The organism is Paraburkholderia nodosa (assembly GCF_001718195.1).
Lineage (GTDB): Bacteria > Pseudomonadota > Gammaproteobacteria > Burkholderiales > Burkholderiaceae > Paraburkholderia > Paraburkholderia nodosa_A.
The window spans coordinates 22,161-40,415 of record NZ_MCNV01000030.1 but is presented as its reverse complement, the minus strand read 5'-3'; the positions used below and the strand labels follow the sequence as shown (position 1 = coordinate 40,415).

Here is an 18,255-nt window from a genome sequence, read left to right as displayed (position 1 = left end):
TGGTTCAGTTGCGCACTTGCAGCCAGAACGTGACGGGGCCGTCGTTGACGAGCGACACCTGCATGTCGGCGCCGAACTCGCCCGTCTCGACGCTCGTATGCTTCTCGCGCGCAGCGGCGACGAAATAATCGAACAGACGCCGCCCCTCATCGGGCGGGGCGGCCGGCGTGAAGCTCGGGCGCAGACCGCTGTTCGTGTCGGCCGCCAGCGTGAACTGCGAGACGAGCAGCAGGCCGCCGGGGGCGCCGTTGCCGTCGATGTTCTGCACGCTCAGGTTCATCTTGCCCGCCGCGTCGCTGAACACGCGGTAGCCGAGCAGCTTCGCGAGCAGCTTGTCGGCGTTCGCCTCGGTGTCGCCGCGCTCGGCGCAAACCAGCGCGAGCAGCCCCTGGCCGATCGCGCCGGTCACGCGCTCGCTGCCGCCGTCCGCCACGCGCACTTCGGCGCGGCGCACGCGCTGGATCAGCGCAATCATGCGGTGAGCGTCACGCGCGCAAAGCGGCGCTTGCCCACCTGCACGACGAACTCGCCCGCTTCGACCTTGAGGCCCTTGTCGGAGACGGTGGCGCCGTCGATCTTCACGCCACCCTGCTCGATGTTGCGCAGCGCTTCGCTCGTGGACGGCACGAGCCCCGCCTGCTTGAGCAACTGGCCGATGGCGAGGGGCGCGCCCGCGAGCGTGATCGACGGAATGTCGTCCGGCACGCCGCCCTTGGCGCGATGGTTGAAGTCTTCGAGCGCGCGCTCGGCGTCGGCCTGCGAGTGAAAGCGCGCGACGATTTCCTGCGCGAGCAGCACCTTGAAGTCGCGCGGGTTGCGGCCCGCTTCGATTTCGCGCTTGAACCCTTCGATTTCGTCCATCGGACGGAACGAGAGCAGCGTGAAGTAACGCCACATCAGCACGTCGGAAATGCTCATGAGCTTGCCGAACATGTCATTGGGCTTCTCGCTGATGCCAATGTAGTTGTTCTTCGACTTCGACATCTTCTCGACGCCGTCGAGGCCTTCGAGCAGCGGCATCGTGAGAATGCACTGCTGCTCCTGGCCGTACTGCTTCTGCAGTTCGCGGCCAACGAGCAGGTTGAACTTCTGGTCCGTGCCGCCGAGCTCGAGGTCCGCATTGAGCGCGACCGAGTCGTAGCCTTGCATGAGCGGATACAGGAATTCGTGGATCGAAATGGGCACGCCGCTCTGGAAGCGCCTGGTGAAGTCCTCGCGCTCGAGAATACGCGCCACCGTGTAGCGCGATGCCAGCTTGATCATGCCGTCGGCGCCGAGCGGCATCGACCATTCGCTGTTGTAGCGAATTTCGGTCTTTTCGCGGTCGAGCACGAGCGCGGCCTGCTCGAAATACGTTTTCGCGTTCGATTCGATCTGCTCGCGTGTGAGCGGCGGGCGCGTGGCGTTGCGGCCCGACGGGTCGCCGATGAGGGAAGTGAAGTCGCCGATCAGAAAGATCACGTTGTGGCCGAGATCCTGCAGCTGGCGCATCTTGTTGAGCACGACCGTATGGCCGATGTGGATGTCGGGCGCGGTCGGGTCGAGGCCGAGCTTGATGCGCAGCGGCTTGCCGGTAGCCGCGCTGCGGGCGAGCTTCTGCTCGAATTCTTCTTCGATCAGCAGTTCGTCCACGCCGCGCTTCGTGACGGCGAGCGCGTGACGGACTTCGTCGGTGACCGGAAAGGCGTCTTTTGCGCCGGTGCTGGCGCCGTTGCTGAAGGTGGACTCGTTGCTCATGCTTCGATCGGTTCTGTCGTTAAGTCTGGGTCTAGGCCGCAATTTTACGTGATTCGACTCGCCGGGCCGAGGTTTGCGGTTTGTGCGCGCGAAGCCAGGCTGCACCGCCCTCGGACCGGGAATTGGGTGCCAGACTCGCCCGCGCCGGTGCGCAGTCAGCCGTTCGGCTTACGCTCGAGAGGCATTACGCCGATAATTGCCTCGCAGGGCACTGAATTGCATTGATAAAGGAGCACAACGTGGCGCCACGCGACGCACGAAACGAGAGCGCACACGCCGCCGACGGCGTGTATTTCGGCCTGATGTCGGGCACGAGCATGGATGGCGTGGACGGCATTGCCGTGCGCTTCGAGGCGGGCAAGCGGCCAGTGGTACTGGCCGAGGCGTTCGTCGGCTTCGCACAGGGACTGCGCGACGCACTCTTTTCGTTGCAGCAGCCCGGCGAGAACGAGATCGAACGCGAAGCGCTCGCCGGCAACGCGCTGGCTGCCCGCTATGCGGTGTGCTGCCACGAGTTGCTGCGCGGAAGTACCGTGCCTCCCGCCGCGGTGCGCGCGATCGGCGCGCACGGCCAGACCGTGCGGCATCGGCCGGAGAAAGGCTACACCGTGCAGATCCAGAACCCGGCGCTGCTTGCGGAACTCACGCATATCGACGTGATCGCCGACTTCCGCAGCCGCGACGTCGCCTCGGGCGGCCAGGGTGCACCGCTCGTGCCCGCGTTCCACGCGACGCTGTTCGGTTCGCAGGAAGAAACGCGCGTGGTCTGCAACCTCGGCGGCATCAGCAACATCACGGTGCTCTCGTCGACGGGCGCCGTGCGTGGCTTCGACTGCGGCCCGGCCAACGCTCTGCTCGACCTCTGGGCCGAACGGCACCTTGGCAAGCCCTATGACGAGAACGGCAAGTTCGCCGCGAGCGGCAATCTGCATCAGCCGCTTCTGAATGCCCTGCTGGACGAACCGTTCTTCGAACAGCAGCCGCCCAAGAGCACCGGTCGCGATCTTTTCAACGCCCAGTGGCTCGACGACAAGCTCAAGGGCTTCGAATCGCTCACACCCGCCGACGTGCAGGCCACGCTAGTCGCCCTGACCGCCGTGAGCGTGGCACGCGAGATCGAGCGTCACGCAAGCGATTGCCGTGCCGTGTATGTCTGCGGCGGCGGCGCGCGCAATGCCGCATTGATGGCCGCGCTGCAAAAGGCGCTTGAAACGGGCGGTGTGGCGGGCGTACCGGTCACGACCACCGAAGCGCTCGGCGTCCCGCCGCATCAGGTGGAGCCGCTCGCCTTCGCGTGGCTCGCCATGCGCTGCGTGGCACGCGAACCTGGCAATCTCGCGGCCGTAACCGGGGCTGCCGGCGAGCGCGTGCTGGGTGCGATTTATCCGCGCTAAGCAGGCGCGCACCAATAAGAAACGGGGCCGAAGCCCCGTTTCTTATTACAGCAAATCGATCAGACCGAGAACGACGAGCCGCAACCGCACGTGGTGGTCGCGTTCGGGTTCTTGATGACGAACTGCGCGCCGTTCAGATCGTCCTTGTAGTCGATCTCGGCGCCGACGAGGTACTGATAGCTCATCGAGTCGATCAAAAGCTGGACGCCGTTGCGGTTCATCACGGTGTCGTCTTCGTTGACCGTTTCGTCAAACGTGAATCCGTACTGGAAGCCCGAACAGCCGCCGCCCTGCACGAATACGCGCAGCTTCAGCTCCGGGTTGCCTTCCTCGTCGATCAGTTGCTTGACCTTGTCAGCCGCTGCTTCGGTGAAAACGAAGGGACCGGGCATTTCGGTCGCGGTAGTTTCGGTGACAGCGCTCATTCGAACTCTCCAAAAAAGCTTCTAGCCGCTATTGTAGGGCTCTTCCCGATATCGTGCTTAAGCCCACGAAATCAAGGGGTTTCTCCAGCTTGTCGCAGCTTGCGCGCCACACGTTCGGCGCGCCGACGAAAACGAAAAACAAACGAAAAAGCCGCCCGGCGCACGAAGCGCGGACGGCTTTTGCAGCTGCGCTGCACCCCGCGAGGGGCGCAGGCGCAAAGCGCCAATACGAAATTAACGCTTCGAGAACTGCTTGCGGCGACGTGCCTTGTGGAAACCGACCTTCTTACGTTCCACTTCACGTGCGTCACGGGTCACGAAGCCAGCTTGCGACAGTGCCGGCTTGAGCGTTGCGTCGTAGTCCATCAGCGCGCGCGTGATGCCGTGGCGAACTGCGCCGGCCTGGCCGGTTTCGCCGCCGCCCGTCACGTTCACCTTGATGTCGAACGTCGTGCCGTGGTTCGTGAGTTCCAGCGGTTGACGCACGATCATCAGCGACGTTTCGCGCGAGAAGTAGTCAGCGATGGGCTTGCCGTTGACGACGATTTCGCCCTTGCCCGACTTGATGAAGACACGAGCGACGGCGCTCTTGCGGCGGCCCGTACCGTAATTCCAGTTACCGATCATGTGGGCTCCCCTTAGATCTCGAGCGCCTTCGGCTGTTGCGCCGAATGCGGGTGCGTTGCGTCAGCGTAGACCTTCAGCTTCTTGATCATCGCGTAGCCGAGCGGGCCCTTCGGCAGCATGCCCTTGACGGCCTTCTCGAGCGCGCGGCCCGGGAAGCGTTCCTGCATCTTGCCGAACGTCGTTTCGTAGATACCGCCCGGGTAACCCGAGTGACGGTAGTACTTCTTGTCGGTGGTCTTGTTGCCCGTGACCTTCAGCTTGCCGGCGTTGATGATGATGATGAAATCACCAGTGTCGACGTGCGGGGTGAACTCAGGCTTGTGCTTGCCGCGAAGACGGCGTGCCACTTCGCTGGCGACACGGCCGAGAACCTTATCCGTCGCGTCAATCACGTACCATTCGCGCTGCACTTCATGTGCCTTGGCGGAAAAAGTCTTCATGATCGATCCAAAAAAAATGCTGTGCCCTGTTTTGGTCCTGCTTATATGGTGACGCTCGTTGACGTCGGCGCAGGCTCTCCCTGGTTCGAGTTTCCCCGTCTCCGCGCGGACATGGATGCGGAGAACCTACGATTATAAAGGGAAATTCAGTCGCGAGTCAAAAATTTGCTTGCGGCGCGTTACGGACGGGACAAGCCGAGGGCGGCAGACGAAAAAAAGCCCGAACGCGTTTGTTCGGGCTTAATCCACTCTTTTGAGGAGGGTGGAGGAGACATGCTGAGGTGTCGTGAAGCACGACAACCAATGAGACGGATTATACGGACGGGCCTTGTGCGGCGCAAGGACATTTGCATTGCGAAATCTAACACCACAATGTGAAATACAATCGAAACGACGTACCGGAAGAGAATTTCTTAAAAATCAGCGGGTTGAAAATCCAGCCCGCGAAAAGCATCCAGGACAGCTAGAGCGAAACCCCTAATTGCGTCAGGGAAATCCGCCTTGTCGATAGGATGTCGCGACGCAACATTCAAGCAGGTGGCATAAGGCGCGCGCCGCCGTGCCCCCCGGACATACCAGTAAGGGGCGGGCTACAATGCCATCTGAATCAAGAAACCGCGCAGGGGCATACGCATATGGAATGCAAAGTTAGCTGGATGGGTCAGGACGGCATGGCGTTCGCAGCCGAAACGGGCAGCGGCCATCTCGTCAACATGGACGGCGCACCGGAAGGCGGCGGCCACAACCTCGCGCCGCGGCCGATGGAAATGGTGCTGCTCGGCACGGGCGGTTGCACGGCCTACGACGTAGTGCTGATCCTCAAGAAGAGCCGCCAGGAAGTGAGCGGCTGCAGCGTGACGCTCAAGGCCGAGCGCGCGAGCGAAGACCCCAAGGTCTTCACGAAGATCCACTTCCACTTCACCGTGACCGGCAAGAACCTGAACCCAGCCACCGTGGAGCGCGCGATCAACCTCTCGCACGACAAGTACTGCTCGGCGTCGATCATGATCGGCAAGACTGCCGAGATCACGCATACGTTCGAGATCGTCGCGGCTTAATATCGGCGGCAAAAGAAAAAGCCGGCGCGGTTCTGCGAAGAACCGCGCCGGCTTTTTGCATGAATGAGGCTGCAAAGCAGGCCGATAAGCCGGATTCTGTGCACACGCCGCGTCCGAAGACGCGCCGCGCGTGGCAGCCATTCCTCTAGGCGCGCCATTGCTGACGCGCTCAAGCTTCCTACCCGCAGACGGAATGGGGGCCCCATCCTGCATCCCGAAGATGCGCGCCTGCCTACTTGGAATTGCTCCGGGTGGAGGTTACCGTGCCGTCTACGTCACCGCAGACGCGGTGCGCTCTTACCGCACCGTTTCACCCTTACCTGATCCCGACCGAAATCGGGCCATCGGCGGTCTGTTCTCTGTTGCCCTGTTCCGCGTGTCGCCACGGATGGCCGTTAGCCATCACCCTGCCCTGTGGAGTCCGGACTTTCCTCGCCTCTTTGGCCGAAACCTCGGAGCCGCGACTGCCTGGCCTGCTTTGCGAGGCGCGATATTAGCACGGGCTGGCGCGCCGCGCCGGGGGCCGGATCGCTTGCCGCCTGCCTGGCATTTAGCGAGTCCGGCGGCCGGCGCGAAAGACTGTGGTGTCGTCGTAGAACGACGGGTGCTCGTTTTGCGCCCACCAGCCCGGAATGCCGAGCACCGGCAGCGGCGCAAAGCTGCGCCCATTGAGCGCCTCATGCGTGGCATCGGCGGCGAGCGAGACGCTCACTGTCTCGTCCAGATACGCGTCGCGTTGCGCGCGCGGCCACGTGAAATACGCTTGCGGCACCTCGACCACCCAGGCGTGCGCCGTGCACGCCGCATAAGGCGAGATCATCTTTTCGAGCAGCGCATGGCCGAATACGCGGACTTCGCAGCGCGCCGCGCCGATCGTCTCCCCGAAAGCCGCTTCCCAGCCAGCGCGCTGCGCCACGAACAGCGTGCGCCAGTCGAAGCCGCGCAACGCCGCGACCAGCGGCGCATCCGATGAGGCAAAGAGCACCGCGTTCTCGTCGAACAGCGTGAGCGCGTCGCGCACGCCGCCGCGCGTGGGGCCCACGCCCAGCACGTCGATCGCCGCGGCCTGGCGCGCGTTCAGCGTCGCCTTGATGCGCGGGAACGCGAACCAGGCGAGCGCGTTGAAGAAGTCGTGGAGGTTGTGACGCGTCGGCACGCAGCCCGTCGCCGCGATATGCGCCTCATAGGCCGAGCCTTCGGGCAGGTCGTCCTGGGCGATGAAGCGCAGCGGCCGGCCGCGGCCCGTGATTTGGACGGCGGCCAGCGCATCGGCGTTCAGCGCATCCAGGTACGCCGCGTATCCCGCCAGCGCGGCCTGCTGCCAGCGCCGGCCGCGCGTTTCGTGTTGCGCGAACCACGGGCGGGCCCAGTCGATGTCGGTGAAACTGCCCAGCGGCATGGCCCGGCGAGGCGCGCGCGCGGGCATCGGTGCGGGCGCATCGACTGCGCCGGCCGGGCCAACCGTTGCGCCCGCAGCCACACCTGGCCCCGCCTCGTTCAAGCGAGTTTCCAGCCGATCGTCTCGCCGCCGCGCAGCGGCACGACGGGCGTGCCGCCCGCCTCGACTTCGGCGGGCAGCGTCCAGCTCTCGCGACGCAGCGTGACCGTTTCGGTCGCGCGCGGCAGGCCGTAGAAGTCCGCGCCGTAAAAGCTCGCGAAGCCCTCGAGCTTGTCGAGCGCGCCCGCATTGTCGAACGCTTCGGCGTACAGCTCGAGCGCGTGCAGCGCCGTGTAGCAGCCCGCGCAGCCGCACGCGTGCTCTTTCAGGCCCTTCGGGTGCGGCGCGCTGTCGGTGCCGAGGAAGAAGCGATGATCGCCCGAGGTCGCCGCGTCCACGAGCGCCACGCGATGCGTCTCGCGCTTGAGCACGGGCAGGCAGTAGTAATGCGGACGAATGCCGCCCTGGAAGATCGCGTTGCGGTTGTAGAGCAGATGATGCGCGGTGATCGTCGCGCCGAGTAGACCGGGCGCGGCATGATCGGCGCGGATGTAGTCGACGGCGTCCTTCGTCGTGATGTGCTCGAACACCACCTTGAGACCCGGAAAATCGCGGCGCGTCGGAATCATCACGCGGTCGATGAAGACCTTCTCGCGGTCGAACAGGTCGATGTCGGCGCTCGTCACTTCACCGTGCACGAGCAGCGGCATGCCCACTTCCTGCATGACTTCGAGCGTCTTCGCACACTTGCGGATGTCGGTCACGCCGGCGTCCGAATTCGTCGTCGCGCCCGCCGGGTACAGCTTCACGCCGTGCACGAAGCCGCTCGCCTTCGCGCGGCGGATTTCCTCGGGCGGCGTGTTGTCGGTGAGATAGAGCGTCATCAGCGGCTCGAACGTCGAGCCCGCCGGCAGCGCCGCGAGAATGCGCTCGCGGTAGGCGGCGGCCTGCTCGGTCGTCGTGACCGGCGGCTTGAGGTTCGGCATGATGATCGCGCGGCCGAACTGGCGCGCCGTATGCGGCAGCACGGCCGCGAGCATCGCGCCGTCGCGCACGTGCAGGTGCCAGTCGTCGGGGCGGGCGAGCGTGAGAGTCGAGGGGGAAGAGGCGTTCATGGCAAGAGTCAGGCGCGGTAGTGAACCAACAGCGGTATGAATGAACGGCGGCAAGTTCGCTTGAAACGCGCTCAGGCTGCCGGAAATTCCGGGCATATCACGGGGAAAAACGCGGCGACGATCGATGCCGATCCAACCTGTGCATTGCCCGCACCGTCGCGTACACACGACAATCCGCGCTGCATCGCCCCCGGCACGCGCCCTTCTATGCAGGCCTGCAATGCATCCGACAAATTTCGTATTGGCGACCCGCAGGCCGGTGATATGCTTGGAAAATCATCATTGTAACGGGTCGACGGCGGGTCCCGCCTACCACTGCAGCCGCCGCCTCAGCCGTCCCAGTCGCATTACGCACCATCAGCACCATGTGCCAACTTCTCGGAATGAATTGCGCCGCGCCGACGGACGTCACGTTCTCCTTCACAGGATTCGCGGCGCGCGGCGGCGCCACCGATCACCACGCCGACGGCTGGGGTATCGCGTTCTTCGAGGACAAGGCCTGCCGCCTCTTCATCGACAACGAGGCCTCGGCACGTTCGCCGATCGCCGAGATGGTCAAGCACTACCCCATCAAGTCGCGCAACACCATCGCCCACATCCGCAAGGCCACGCAGGGCAACTGCGCGCTCGAAAACAGTCATCCGTTCCAGCGCGAGCTGTGGGGCCGGCACTGGATCTTCGCGCACAACGGCGACCTTCAGGACTTCAATCCGGTGATGTCGGGCGTCTACCAGCCGGTTGGCACGACCGATAGCGAGCGCGCGTTCTGCCTGCTGCTACAAGGCTTGCGCAAGGCGTTCCCCGGTGCGCAGCCGCCGCTCGCCGAGCTGTTCGCGGCGCTGGAGTCGCTCACGCGCGAGGTCACGCAGTTCGGCGTCTTCAACTTCCTGATGTCGAACGGCCAGGCGCTGTTCGCGCATTGTTCGACGCATCTCTACTATCTCGTGCGACGCTGGCCGTTCTCGACGGCCCATCTCGTCGATGCCGATGTCTCCATCGACTTCGCCAAGTACACGACGCCCGAGGACCGCGTGGCCGTGATCGCCACCGCACCGCTCACCGACAACGAGGTCTGGACGCGCTTCGCTCCCGGCGACCTGCTGATGTTCCAGCACGGCGACGTGATCGCCAGGACAAGCGTGCCGGTGCCGCAAAAGGTGCTCGACAAGCTCGCCAACCCGTCGCTCGACGCGTCGGCCAGCGCACCGTGCGCCGGGCAGCCGCGCGAGATCGACCCGGAAGCGGTGGACGCACTGCAGACCTGGGGCGAGTAAGCCGGGCCACGCCCAAAACAAAAAAAGCCGCGCATCATTCGAGCGCGGCTTTTTTTCGAAGCGTACGAAGCCTCAGTGCAGGATCTTCGCCAGAAAGTCCTTCGCACGATCCGATTTCGGGCTCGCAAAGAAGGCTTCCTTCTGGTCGTCCTCGACGATGGCGCCCTTGTCCATGAAGATCACGCGGTGCGCGACCTTCTTCGCAAAGCCCATTTCGTGCGTCACGCACATCATGGTCATGCCTTCCTGGGCCAGCTCCACCATCACGTCGAGCACCTCGTTGATCATCTCGGGGTCGAGCGCCGAAGTTGGCTCGTCGAACAGCATGGCGATGGGGTCCATCGACAGCGCGCGTGCAATCGCCACGCGCTGCTGCTGGCCGCCCGAGAGCTGACCCGGGAACTTGTCGGCATGCGCACGCAGGCCCACGCGGTCGAGCAGTTTCAGGCCCTTTTGCGTGGCCTCGTCCTTGCCGCGGCCGAGCACCTTGATCTGCGCGAGCGTGAGATTCTCGGTAATCGACAGATGCGGGAACAGCTCGAAGTGCTGAAACACCATGCCCACCTTCGAGCGCAGCTTCGAGAGGTTGGTGCGTTTGTCGCCCACCGACTCGCCGTTCACGAGAATCTCGCCCTGCTGGAACGGTTCGAGCCCGTTGACGGTCTTGATGAGCGTGGACTTGCCCGAGCCCGAGGGCCCGCACACCACCACCACCTCGCCCTTCTTCACTTCCGTCGTGCAGTCGGTCAGCACCTGGAACTGGCCGTACCACTTCGAAACGTTCTTAATTGAAATCATCTTGCGACCTTTTTCTGAAGACCTTTCACGAGGCTCGACGCGATCACGCAAATCACGAAATAACACGCGCCCGCGAACAGTACCATCTCGACCATCGTCCCGTCACGGTCGCCGATATTGGTGGATGTGCGGAAGAAGTCGGCGAGGCTGATCACGTACACGAGCGAGGTGTCCTGAAACAGCACGATGGCCTGCGTAAGCAACAGCGGCACCATCGCGCGGAACGCCTGCGGCAGCACTACGTATTGCATGGCCCGGCCATAGCGCATGCCGAGCGCGAACGCAGCGTTCACCTGCCCGCGCGGCACCGCCTGAATGCCCGCACGAATGATCTCCGAATAATACGCGGCCTCGAACAGCGAGAACGCGATCATCGCGGACGCGAGGCGAATGTCGATGTCGGGCGACAGGCCCAGCACGTTTTGCAGCACCTGCGGCACGATCAGGAAGAACCACAGCAGGACCATCACGAGCGGGATCGAGCGGAAGACCGTGACGTAGCCCTTGGCGAACCATTCGAGCGGCTTCACGCTGGAAAGCCGCATGAGCGCGAGCAGCGTGCCCCAGAGAATGCCGACCACGATCGCGCACAGCGTGATCTTGAACGTGATGATCGCGCCCGTCCACAGCGTGGGCAGCGCGCCCGGAATGCCGCTCCAGTCGAAATGATGCATCACTTGCCTCCGATGTAGCCGGGCAGACGCGACTTCGCCTCGACCCAGCGCATGAGCGTCATGACGACGAGGTTGATGAGCACATAAGCGAGCGTGACGGCGATGAACGACTCATAGGTCTGCGCCGTGTAGTCGACGAGCTGACGCGCCTGGGCCGACAAGTCGAGCAGACCGATCGTCGAGGCGACCGCCGAGTTCTTGAAGATGTTGAGGAACTCCGACGTGAGCGGCGGCACGATGATGCGGTACGCCACCGGCAGCAGCACATAGCGGTACGTCTGCCACTGCGTGAAGCCCATGGCGAGGCCGGCTGCGCGCTGGCCGCGCGGCAGCGCGTTGATGCCCGAGCGCACCTGTTCGCATACACGCGCCGCGGTAAAGAGCCCGAGACACACGACCGACGCCGAGAAGAACTGCACGCCCGGCGGCGATTGCTTGAACGCATTGCCTATCGATTGCGGCACGATTTCCGGCAGCACGAAGTACCAGATGAAGAACTGCGCGATAAGCGGAATATTGCGGAAGATCGCCACATAAACTGTGCCGACGCCCGCGAGAAACCTGTTCGGCACCGTGCGCAGCACGCCGAAGAACGACCCGACGATGAGCGCGATCACCCACGCGCACAGCGACACCGAGACCGTCACCCAGAGGCCGGAGAGGATCCAGCCGAGGTACGTGGTGGGTTCGCCCGTCGAGACCGGGCTGAGCAGAATGCCCCAGTTCCAGTGATAGGACATCAAGAGACTCCAAGAAAAAGAACGGAAGAAGCGGCGCTTCTTCCGTTCCGTGCTAAACGCTAAATGCGGGTCGAACGGCCGGGGCCGTGTTAATCGATCGCCTTGTCGTTCGGGTTCTTGAACAGCGCTTTCATGTCCTCGCTCATCGGGAAGTTCAGGTTGAGACCCTTCGGCGGGATCGGCGACTCGAACCACTTCTTGTAGATCGTTTCGCCTTCGCCCGAGGTCTGGACCTTGGCGATGGCGTCGTCGGCGACCTTCTTGAACTCGGGGTCGTTCTTGCGCATCATGCAGCCGTACGCTTCACGCGACTGCGGCTGGCCGACGATCACGAAGTCGCCCGGATTGTTCGACTTGGCGCGCTCGCCCGCGAGCAGCGCGTCGTCCATCATGAACGCCACTGCGCGGCCCGTGGAGAGCGTCATGAACGACTCGCCGTGGTCCTTCGCGCTGATGATGTTCATGCCCATGCTCTTGTCCTGGTTCATCTTGCGCAGCAGGCGCTCGGACGTCGTGCCCGCCGTCGTCACGACGGTCTTGCCCTTGAGGTCGGCGAAGTCCTTGACGCCCGAATCCTTCTTCGTCATGAGGCGCGTCCCGATCACGAAGATCGTGTTCGAGAACGCGGCCTGCTGCTGACGTTCGGCATTGTTCGTGGTCGAGCCGCATTCGATGTCCACCGTGCCGTTCTGCACGAGCGGAATACGGTTCTGCGACGTGATGGGCACCATCTTGACCTTCAGGTTAGGCATGTTCAGCTTCTGCTTGACGGCCTCGACGATCTTCATCGCGTAGTCTTGCGAGTAGCCGATCACATTCTGCTTGTCGTCGTAGTACGAAAAAGGAATGGACGACTCGCGGTGCCCCAGCGAGATGACGCCCGTGTCCTTGATCTTCTTGAGCGTGCCCGCGTCCTGCGCGAAAGCGCTGGTGGCGACGCAACCAAGGAGTGCGAGCAGTGCGGCGGTCTTTTTCATTTGCATTGTTTTCTCCGGTACAAGAACCGCCGCCAGTTTATCAAAGTAATTTTTTTGAAAGCATCAAGAGTGACCCTGGCGCAACGCCTGAATGTGCGAAAGCGGACGCCCCCTTGTGGAGGACGTCCGCCTTCTATGCGCCTTGATGTGCAGCGCAAAAACCTGTCACGGTGCAGTCACGGATTCGTCACTTCGCTGCGCGCCTTGCCTGGCGCCGCGTGCAGCGTCGCGACGCCTGCCGACCGGGTGCGATCAGGGATACAAACCGCGCATTTCGCGCGCCATCAGGATGCGCTTACATGCCACGATGAACGCCGCGGTACGCATCGAGACCTTCTGCTCGCTCGACACTTGCCACACCGCCGTGAAGGCTTCGCGCATCACGCGTTCCAGACGTTCGTTAATTTCGTGCTCGGTCCAGAAGAAGCTCGAGAAGTCCTGCACCCACTCGAAGTACGAAACGGTCACGCCGCCCGCGTTCGCCACCACGTCGGGGATCACGAGCACGCCCTTGTCGTGCAGGATGTCGTCGGCTGCCGTCGTGGTCGGGCCGTTCGCACCTTCCACGATGATCTTCGTGCGGATCTTGCCCGCGTTCTTCTCGGTGATCTGGTTTTCCAGCGCGGCCGGAATGAGGATGTCGGTTTCGACGGTCCAGAATTCGTCGTTCGCCATGACTTCGGCGCCCGCAAAGCCTGCCACGCCGCCCGTCTTGGCAACGTGCTCGAGCAGCGCTTCCGCGCTCATGCCGCTCGAGTTGTAGAGCGAGCCGGTATGGTCCTGCACGGCGACGATCTTCGAGCCGGCTTCCTGGAACAGGCGCGCGGCAATGCCGCCCACGTTGCCGAAGCCCTGCACGGCAATGCGTGCGCCGTCGATCGAAAGACCCGTGCGGCGCGCAGCCTCGCAGCCGACCACGAACACGCCGCGGCCCGTGGCTTCGCGACGGCCGAGCGAGCCGCCGAGCGAGATGGGCTTGCCCGTCACGACGCCCGTGGCCGTCTGGCCCTGGTTCATCGAGTAGGTGTCCATCATCCACGCCATGATCTGCTCGTTCGTGTTGACGTCCGGCGCAGGAATGTCGGTGTTCGGTCCGATGATGATGCCGATTTCGCTGGTGTAGCGACGCGTCACGCGCTCGAGCTCGCCACGCGACAGCGTGCGCGGATCGACGCGGATACCGCCCTTCGCGCCGCCGTACGGCACGTTCACTGCAGCGTTCTTCACCGACATCCACGCGGACAGCGCCATTACTTCGGAGAGCGTAACGTCCTGGTGATAACGCACGCCGCCCTTGCCGGGACCACGCGAAACGTTGTGCTGGACACGATAGCCTTCGAAGTGCGCGACGGTGCCGTTATCGAGTTCGATGGGGCAGTCGACGATCAGGATACGCTTCGGACGCTTGAGCGTTTCGAGCCAGCGCGAGAGCGAGCCGAGATACGGCGCCACGCGGTCGACCTGACGAAGATAGTTGCCCCAGGGGCCGAGATCGTCGGCGTGGAGATAGGAAGGAACCGACTGCAGTTGGGATGACATGAACGCTCCGATCGAACAAGTGGTGCCATTGTCAGAAAACGCCCACGTGAAATCCAATGCCGTTTGATCATCCCGTTATGCTTTTCGTGCATAACATCCCCGAAGTCGAAAAAACGTGTCGCGCGGCTAGTGTTGAGGCCTTACAGACTGAAATAGCCTGACTGTTTGCGTGGCTGTTGTGTGTGTGCAGCTTGCGCTTCGTCAGCGCCTGCCCTGCGCAAGTTCCTCGCTGACCGCCTCCCACAGTTCGCGCACGAGCGCCTGGCGCGCATCGTCGCCCTGCGTCGCGAGCTTGTCGCGATAGAGCCGGATCTCCATGTCGAGCGTGAACTGGCCCTCCGGCACGCCGCGCGTGCCGCGGTCGAGGCGGATCAGTTCGCCCTGGGCCACGGCGTCTTCCACCGCGCTGTGCGGCAAGAAGGCGATGCCGTGACCCGCCAGCGTCATCGCCTTGAGGCCTTCCGCCATGTCCGTTTCGTACACGCGGTCCAGATAGAGCCGCGCCGGTGCGTTGGCAACGATCACCTCGGTCATGCGGCCGAGATACGCGTTCGGCGTATAGGAGAGATACGGTGCGGGCGCATCGGGCGTGCCGGGCAGCGTGTAACGCGCACGCCCCGCGCGCTGCGGCGCCGAGTACGGGCTGATCGACTCGATGCCGAGCGTCAGCGTGTCGTAGCGCGCGGGGTCGAGCGTGACGGGGTGGCTCGGGTGGTGATAGCCCATCACGAGGTCGCATCCGCCTTCCACGAGTGACAGCACGGCGTCGTGCACGTTCAGCGCGCGCAGGCGCGTGTGGATGCGGCCGAGCTTCGCCTCGATGCGCTGCAGCCAGCGTGGAAAGTACGTGAGCGAAAGCGTATGCGGCACCGCGAACTCGATCGTCGCCGCGGGCGTGGCCGTGTGGCCGCGCAACAGGGTGCGCGCCTCGTGAAACTGCGAAAGCATCGCGAGCGCCTGCTCGTAGAAGACCTGGCCCGCAGCCGTGAGGCGCGTTGGATAAACCGAACGATCGATCAGCTCGGTGCCAAGCCACGCTTCGAGCGCCTGGATGCGGCGCGAGAAAGCCGGCTGCGTCACGTGGCGCAGTTCGGCCGAGCGACTGAAACTATGCGTCTCCGCGAGCGAAACGAAGTCTTCGAGCCATTTGAGTTCCATGCGGGGCCAGCGAGCGGATGAGAAGTCCGCATTCTAGGCCCGCGAGCGCACGCCTGGGCGCCCGCAGGCGAATTTCGCGCGGCGCGCCGGCCGGGCGCCTTAGCGGGAAGCCCCGGAAAGCGCGGCTTCCAGTTCGGCGACCACGCCGCGCCAGTCGCCGAGCGTGGACTGGCGAAACACGCGCGCCGACGGATACCAGACCGAATCGGCGCGATCCTTGCCCCAGCGCCAGTCGGGCTGCGCGGCGAGCAGCACCCAAACGGGCTTGCCGAGCGCGCCGGCGAGGTGCGCGACCACGCCACGGTTGGCCAGATATTCGGCGCTGTCAGGCTTCTGCGCGAGCGCGCGATCCATCAGCGCGGCGGCTTCCTGCAGTTGGTCGTGGCCTAGCGCGATCACGCCCAGATAGCGCAGTGCGCCGGGATCTTCGGGGTGCGCCGCGAGCGCGGACTGATAGTAAGGTGGGCGTCGTCGATCCGGCCCACGCGGTGGCAAGCCAGGCCGGCTTCGACCAGGTCAGCGACCTGGCCGGTAGCGAGAATGGGAGCATCGGGAGTCATGGCGGCAGGTATTTGATTAAGCGCAAACTTTTGACGTGAGGGCACTCTATATCCGTCTCAAAACGTGCCATCTCGTTAACAGGCCGATACGACTGAATCCCTCGGGGTGCGTCCCAGGCCGGCGCTTTGCCGTTGCTGACAGCGTCGGCCTCGGCCACTGTCGGCAAGGTGATAAAATCTCGGGTTCCCGCGGTCTCGAATCCGACTGCAACCGACTGCCAACTGAGCGTAACGCGCCACGTTACGTCCCCATCATGTCCGACACTCGTCCCGATACCCTCTTCGCGCTCAACGCGCTCTCCCCGCTCGACGGCCGCTACGCCTCGAAAACCGAAGCGCTGCGCGACTGGCTCTCGGAAGCCGCGTTCATGCGCAACCGCGTGACCGTGGAAATCCACTGGCTGATCGCGCTCTCGCAGGCCGGTTTCGCGGAAGTGCCGCGCTTTTCGGCAGCCTCGGAGCAATTCCTGCTCAAGCTCGCCGAAAACTTCACGGCGCACGACGCCGCGCGCATCAAGGACATCGAGCGCGTGACGAACCACGACGTGAAGGCCGTTGAGTACTGGCTCAAGGAGTCGGTGAAGGGTCAGCCGGAACTGGAGCGCGCAAGCGAATTCATCCACTTCGCCTGCACCTCGGAAGACATCAACAACACGTCGCACGGCCTGATGCTCGCGGGCGCACGCGAGCACGTGATCCTGCCGGCGCTGCGCTCGGTGCATCAGCGTCTCGTCGCGCTCGCGCACACGCACGCCGAGCAGCCGATGCTCTCGCGCACGCACGGCCAGCCGGCCAGTCCCACGACGCTCGGCAAGGAAATCGCCAACGTCGCGGCGCGTCTCGCGCGTGCGATCCAGCGCATCGAGAAGGTCGAACTGCTCGGCAAGATGAATGGCGCGGTCGGCAACTTCAACGCGCATCTCTCGGCGTATCCGGAATTCGACTGGGAAGCCTTCTCGAAGGAAGTCGTCGAGCAGCGCCTGAAGCTCACGTTCAACCCGTACACGATCCAGATCGAGCCGCACGACTACATGGCGGAACTGTTCGACGCCGTCGCGCGCGCGAACACGATCCTGCTCGACCTCGACCGCGACGTCTGGGGCTATATCTCGCTCGGCTACTTCAAGCAGAAGACGAAGGCCGGCGAAATCGGCTCGTCGACCATGCCGCACAAGGTCAACCCGATCGACTTCGAAAACTCGGAAGGCAACCTCGGCCTCGCGAACGCCACGCTGCGCCACCTCGCCGACAAGCTGCCCGTCTCGCGCTGGCAGCGCGACCTCACCGACTCGACGGTGCTGCGCAACATCGGCGTCGCACTCGGCTATTCGCTGCTCGCGTACGACGCGCTGATCCGCGGTCTGGACAAGCTCGAAGTGAACCCGCAGCGCCTGAACGACGACCTCGACGCCACGTGGGAAGTGCTGGCCGAGCCGGTGCAGACGGTCATGCGCCGCTACGGCATCGAGAACCCATACGAGCAGTTGAAGGAACTCACGCGCGGCAAGGGCATTACGCGCGAAGCGCTGCAGACGTTCGTGAACGGTCTGGCGATTCCTGAGGACGCGAAGAAGCGTCTGCTGGAGATGACGCCTGCGTCGTACGTCGGCAAGGCGGCGGAACTGGCGAAGCGCATTTCGTAATCGCGACATCGCAAGGCCATAAAAAAAGCGCTCGATCGAATCGAGCGCTTTTTCGTTTACCGCCGCACGATCGCATGATCGTGCATAGCCGCGAGATCAGGATGCCTGATTGCCGCGCGTTTGCATCTGCTTCATCACCTCGTCGACGATCTGCTCGGGCGTGAGCTCGATGCTGACCTCGATCGCCTCGTCCGCGCCCGGCTCTTCGAGCGTGTCGAGCTGGCTTTGCAGCAGCGACGGGTCGAAGAAGTGTCCGGTACGCGAAGCGAGGCGCTCGTGCAGCACTTCGAACGAGCCCTTCAGGTAGACGAAGCACACGTCATGGTCGTTGCCGCGCAGGACGTCGCGATACGAGCGCTTGAGCGACGAGCAGGTGAACACGGCCGTTTCGTGGGCGCGCTGCTTCTCCTCGATCGCCGCGCGAATCGTACGCAGCCACGGCCAGCGGTCGTCGTCGGTGAGGGGAATGCCGTCGTGCATCTTCTTCTTGTTGGCTTCGCTGTGGAAGGCGTCGCCGTCGGTGAAGGTGCACTTGAGGCGCTCGGCGAGCAATTCGCCGATGCGTGTCTTGCCTGCGCCCGACACGCCCATCGCTATCAAAATCATTTACTGCTCCTGTCGAACGGAGTGAGCGCTTTAGCGCTGACTCCGGTCCCAT

The 18,255-nt window shown here is 63.7% G+C and carries 20 protein-coding genes and 1 other RNA gene; 5 read left to right on the top strand and 16 right to left on the bottom strand.

Going from position 1 to position 18,255, the window contains the following annotated elements; all coding sequences use genetic code 11:
- Positions 1-4: 4 nt before the first annotated feature.
- Together dtd and tyrS are read right to left on the bottom strand one after the other, a co-directional pair.
- The gene (dtd, locus tag BFD71_RS32985; RefSeq protein ID WP_069268442.1) at positions 5-475 is read right to left on the bottom strand and encodes a D-aminoacyl-tRNA deacylase; all 471 of its coding nucleotides are present in this window, start codon (positions 473-475) and stop codon (positions 5-7) included.
- Positions 472-1,737 (bottom strand): tyrosine--tRNA ligase, encoded by a 1,266-nt coding sequence (gene tyrS, locus BFD71_RS32980; RefSeq protein WP_069268441.1) that lies wholly within the window; start codon positions 1,735-1,737, stop codon positions 472-474. The genes dtd and tyrS overlap by 4 nt, the downstream gene beginning before the upstream one ends.
- Before the next feature lie 239 nt (positions 1,738-1,976).
- Here tyrS and BFD71_RS32975 point away from each other — a divergent pair, with 239 nt between their 5' ends.
- Positions 1,977-3,131 (top strand): anhydro-N-acetylmuramic acid kinase, encoded by a 1,155-nt coding sequence (locus BFD71_RS32975; RefSeq protein ID WP_083245606.1) that lies wholly within the window; start codon positions 1,977-1,979, stop codon positions 3,129-3,131.
- A 59-nt stretch (positions 3,132-3,190) separates the two neighbouring features.
- Here BFD71_RS32975 and erpA read toward each other — a convergent pair whose 3' ends face one another.
- The 3 genes from erpA to rplM form a co-directional block, all read right to left on the bottom strand.
- On the bottom strand, positions 3,191-3,556 hold the full coding sequence (gene erpA, locus BFD71_RS32970; protein WP_042262553.1) for an iron-sulfur cluster insertion protein ErpA: 366 nt from the start codon (positions 3,554-3,556) through the stop codon (positions 3,191-3,193).
- A 234-nt stretch (positions 3,557-3,790) separates the two neighbouring features.
- A complete protein-coding gene (gene rpsI, locus BFD71_RS32965) occupies positions 3,791-4,183 on the bottom strand; it encodes a 30S ribosomal protein S9 (RefSeq protein WP_028209425.1) in 393 nt (130 codons plus the stop codon).
- An 11-nt stretch (positions 4,184-4,194) separates the two neighbouring features.
- Positions 4,195-4,623, bottom strand: coding sequence for a 50S ribosomal protein L13 (gene rplM / locus BFD71_RS32960; RefSeq protein WP_027795838.1), 429 nt, complete (start codon positions 4,621-4,623; stop codon positions 4,195-4,197).
- 635 nt (positions 4,624-5,258) lie between these two features.
- Here rplM and BFD71_RS32955 point away from each other — a divergent pair.
- Positions 5,259-5,681, top strand: a complete 423-nt coding sequence (locus BFD71_RS32955) for an OsmC family protein (RefSeq protein WP_027795839.1) — start codon at positions 5,259-5,261, stop codon at positions 5,679-5,681.
- A gap of 69 nt (positions 5,682-5,750) precedes the next feature.
- Here BFD71_RS32955 and rnpB read toward each other — a convergent pair.
- From rnpB to pyrC, 3 genes are all read right to left on the bottom strand, one after another.
- An RNA gene (gene rnpB / locus BFD71_RS32950) (RNase P RNA component class A) lies at positions 5,751-6,161 on the bottom strand.
- Positions 6,162-6,231: 70 nt separating this feature from the next.
- Positions 6,232-7,182: a DUF3025 domain-containing protein gene (locus tag BFD71_RS32945; RefSeq protein ID WP_370684333.1), complete on the bottom strand. Its 951-nt coding sequence runs from the start codon at positions 7,180-7,182 to the stop codon at positions 6,232-6,234.
- Positions 7,179-8,234, bottom strand: coding sequence for a dihydroorotase (pyrC, locus tag BFD71_RS32940; protein ID WP_069268440.1), 1,056 nt, complete (start codon positions 8,232-8,234; stop codon positions 7,179-7,181). Before pyrC ends, BFD71_RS32945 begins: the two co-directional genes overlap by 4 nt.
- A 36-nt stretch (positions 8,235-8,270) precedes the next feature.
- Between pyrC and BFD71_RS40960 the strand changes: the two genes are divergently transcribed.
- Positions 8,271-8,522 (top strand): hypothetical protein, encoded by a 252-nt coding sequence (locus BFD71_RS40960; protein ID WP_141710879.1) that lies wholly within the window; start codon positions 8,271-8,273, stop codon positions 8,520-8,522.
- Between the two features lie 77 nt (positions 8,523-8,599).
- Positions 8,600-9,508, top strand: a complete 909-nt coding sequence (locus BFD71_RS32935; protein WP_069268439.1) for a class II glutamine amidotransferase — start codon at positions 8,600-8,602, stop codon at positions 9,506-9,508.
- 72 nt (positions 9,509-9,580) lie between these two features.
- Here the strand turns inward: BFD71_RS32935 and BFD71_RS32930 are convergent, their stop codons facing one another.
- The 7 genes from BFD71_RS32930 to BFD71_RS40955 all read right to left on the bottom strand — a co-directional run bounded on the left by BFD71_RS32930 (position 9,581) and on the right by BFD71_RS40955 (position 15,889).
- A complete protein-coding gene (locus BFD71_RS32930; RefSeq protein WP_028209421.1) occupies positions 9,581-10,306 on the bottom strand; it encodes an amino acid ABC transporter ATP-binding protein in 726 nt (241 codons plus the stop codon).
- On the bottom strand, positions 10,303-10,980 hold the full coding sequence (gltK, locus tag BFD71_RS32925) for a glutamate/aspartate ABC transporter permease GltK (RefSeq protein ID WP_069268438.1): 678 nt from the start codon (positions 10,978-10,980) through the stop codon (positions 10,303-10,305). Before gltK ends, BFD71_RS32930 begins: the two co-directional genes overlap by 4 nt.
- The gene (locus tag BFD71_RS32920; RefSeq protein ID WP_069268437.1) at positions 10,980-11,720 is read right to left on the bottom strand and encodes an amino acid ABC transporter permease; all 741 of its coding nucleotides are present in this window, start codon (positions 11,718-11,720) and stop codon (positions 10,980-10,982) included. Before BFD71_RS32920 ends, gltK begins: the two co-directional genes overlap by 1 nt.
- 89 nt (positions 11,721-11,809) lie before the next feature.
- Complete coding sequence (locus BFD71_RS32915) at positions 11,810-12,703, bottom strand: glutamate/aspartate ABC transporter substrate-binding protein (protein WP_069268436.1); 894 nt, start codon at positions 12,701-12,703, stop codon at positions 11,810-11,812.
- Between the two features lie 246 nt (positions 12,704-12,949).
- Positions 12,950-14,236 carry a Glu/Leu/Phe/Val family dehydrogenase gene (locus tag BFD71_RS32910; RefSeq protein ID WP_069268469.1) on the bottom strand — a complete coding sequence of 429 codons (1,287 nt, stop codon included), beginning with the start codon at positions 14,234-14,236 and terminating at the stop codon, positions 12,950-12,952.
- A 201-nt stretch (positions 14,237-14,437) separates the two neighbouring features.
- Entirely contained in the window at positions 14,438-15,394 is a 957-nt protein-coding gene (locus tag BFD71_RS32905; RefSeq protein WP_069268435.1) for a LysR family transcriptional regulator, read from the bottom strand.
- Positions 15,395-15,493: 99 nt separating this feature from the next.
- The gene (locus BFD71_RS40955; RefSeq protein ID WP_069268434.1) at positions 15,494-15,889 is read right to left on the bottom strand and encodes a tetratricopeptide repeat protein; all 396 of its coding nucleotides are present in this window, start codon (positions 15,887-15,889) and stop codon (positions 15,494-15,496) included.
- A 319-nt stretch (positions 15,890-16,208) separates the two neighbouring features.
- On the opposite strand from BFD71_RS40955, the gene purB reads away from it, so the two are divergent.
- Complete coding sequence (purB, locus tag BFD71_RS32895) at positions 16,209-17,597, top strand: adenylosuccinate lyase (RefSeq protein WP_069268433.1); 1,389 nt, start codon at positions 16,209-16,211, stop codon at positions 17,595-17,597.
- 96 nt (positions 17,598-17,693) lie between these two features.
- Here purB and BFD71_RS32890 read toward each other — a convergent pair whose 3' ends face one another.
- Entirely contained in the window at positions 17,694-18,203 is a 510-nt protein-coding gene (locus BFD71_RS32890) for a gluconokinase (RefSeq protein WP_069268432.1), read from the bottom strand.
- Positions 18,204-18,255 lie beyond the last annotated feature (52 nt).

Excerpts from the sequence above, each read along its gene's own strand:
- rplM (WP_027795838.1), bottom strand. The coding sequence starts at position 4,623 with ATGAAGACTTTTTCCGCCAAGGCACATGAAGTGCAGCGCGAATGGTAC.
- rpsI (WP_028209425.1), bottom strand. The coding sequence starts at position 4,183 with ATGATCGGTAACTGGAATTACGGTACGGGCCGCCGCAAGAGCGCCGTC.
- BFD71_RS32910 (WP_069268469.1), bottom strand. The coding sequence starts at position 14,236 with ATGTCATCCCAACTGCAGTCGGTTCCTTCCTATCTCCACGCCGACGAT.
- BFD71_RS32930 (WP_028209421.1), bottom strand. The coding sequence starts at position 10,306 with ATGATTTCAATTAAGAACGTTTCGAAGTGGTACGGCCAGTTCCAGGTG.
- BFD71_RS32890 (WP_069268432.1), bottom strand. The coding sequence starts at position 18,203 with ATGATTTTGATAGCGATGGGCGTGTCGGGCGCAGGCAAGACACGCATC.
- tyrS (WP_069268441.1), bottom strand. The coding sequence starts at position 1,737 with ATGAGCAACGAGTCCACCTTCAGCAACGGCGCCAGCACCGGCGCAAAA.
- BFD71_RS32935 (WP_069268439.1), top strand. The coding sequence starts at position 8,600 with ATGTGCCAACTTCTCGGAATGAATTGCGCCGCGCCGACGGACGTCACG.
- dtd (WP_069268442.1), bottom strand. The coding sequence starts at position 475 with ATGATTGCGCTGATCCAGCGCGTGCGCCGCGCCGAAGTGCGCGTGGCG.
- BFD71_RS40960 (WP_141710879.1), top strand. The coding sequence starts at position 8,271 with ATGAATGAACGGCGGCAAGTTCGCTTGAAACGCGCTCAGGCTGCCGGA.
- BFD71_RS32920 (WP_069268437.1), bottom strand. The coding sequence starts at position 11,720 with ATGTCCTATCACTGGAACTGGGGCATTCTGCTCAGCCCGGTCTCGACG.
- BFD71_RS32905 (WP_069268435.1), bottom strand. The coding sequence starts at position 15,394 with ATGGAACTCAAATGGCTCGAAGACTTCGTTTCGCTCGCGGAGACGCAT.
- pyrC (WP_069268440.1), bottom strand. The coding sequence starts at position 8,234 with ATGAACGCCTCTTCCCCCTCGACTCTCACGCTCGCCCGCCCCGACGAC.
- erpA (WP_042262553.1), bottom strand. The coding sequence starts at position 3,556 with ATGAGCGCTGTCACCGAAACTACCGCGACCGAAATGCCCGGTCCCTTC.
- BFD71_RS32955 (WP_027795839.1), top strand. The coding sequence starts at position 5,259 with ATGGAATGCAAAGTTAGCTGGATGGGTCAGGACGGCATGGCGTTCGCA.
- BFD71_RS32915 (WP_069268436.1), bottom strand. The coding sequence starts at position 12,703 with ATGCAAATGAAAAAGACCGCCGCACTGCTCGCACTCCTTGGTTGCGTC.
- purB (WP_069268433.1), top strand. The coding sequence starts at position 16,209 with ATGTCCGACACTCGTCCCGATACCCTCTTCGCGCTCAACGCGCTCTCC.
- gltK (WP_069268438.1), bottom strand. The coding sequence starts at position 10,980 with ATGCATCATTTCGACTGGAGCGGCATTCCGGGCGCGCTGCCCACGCTG.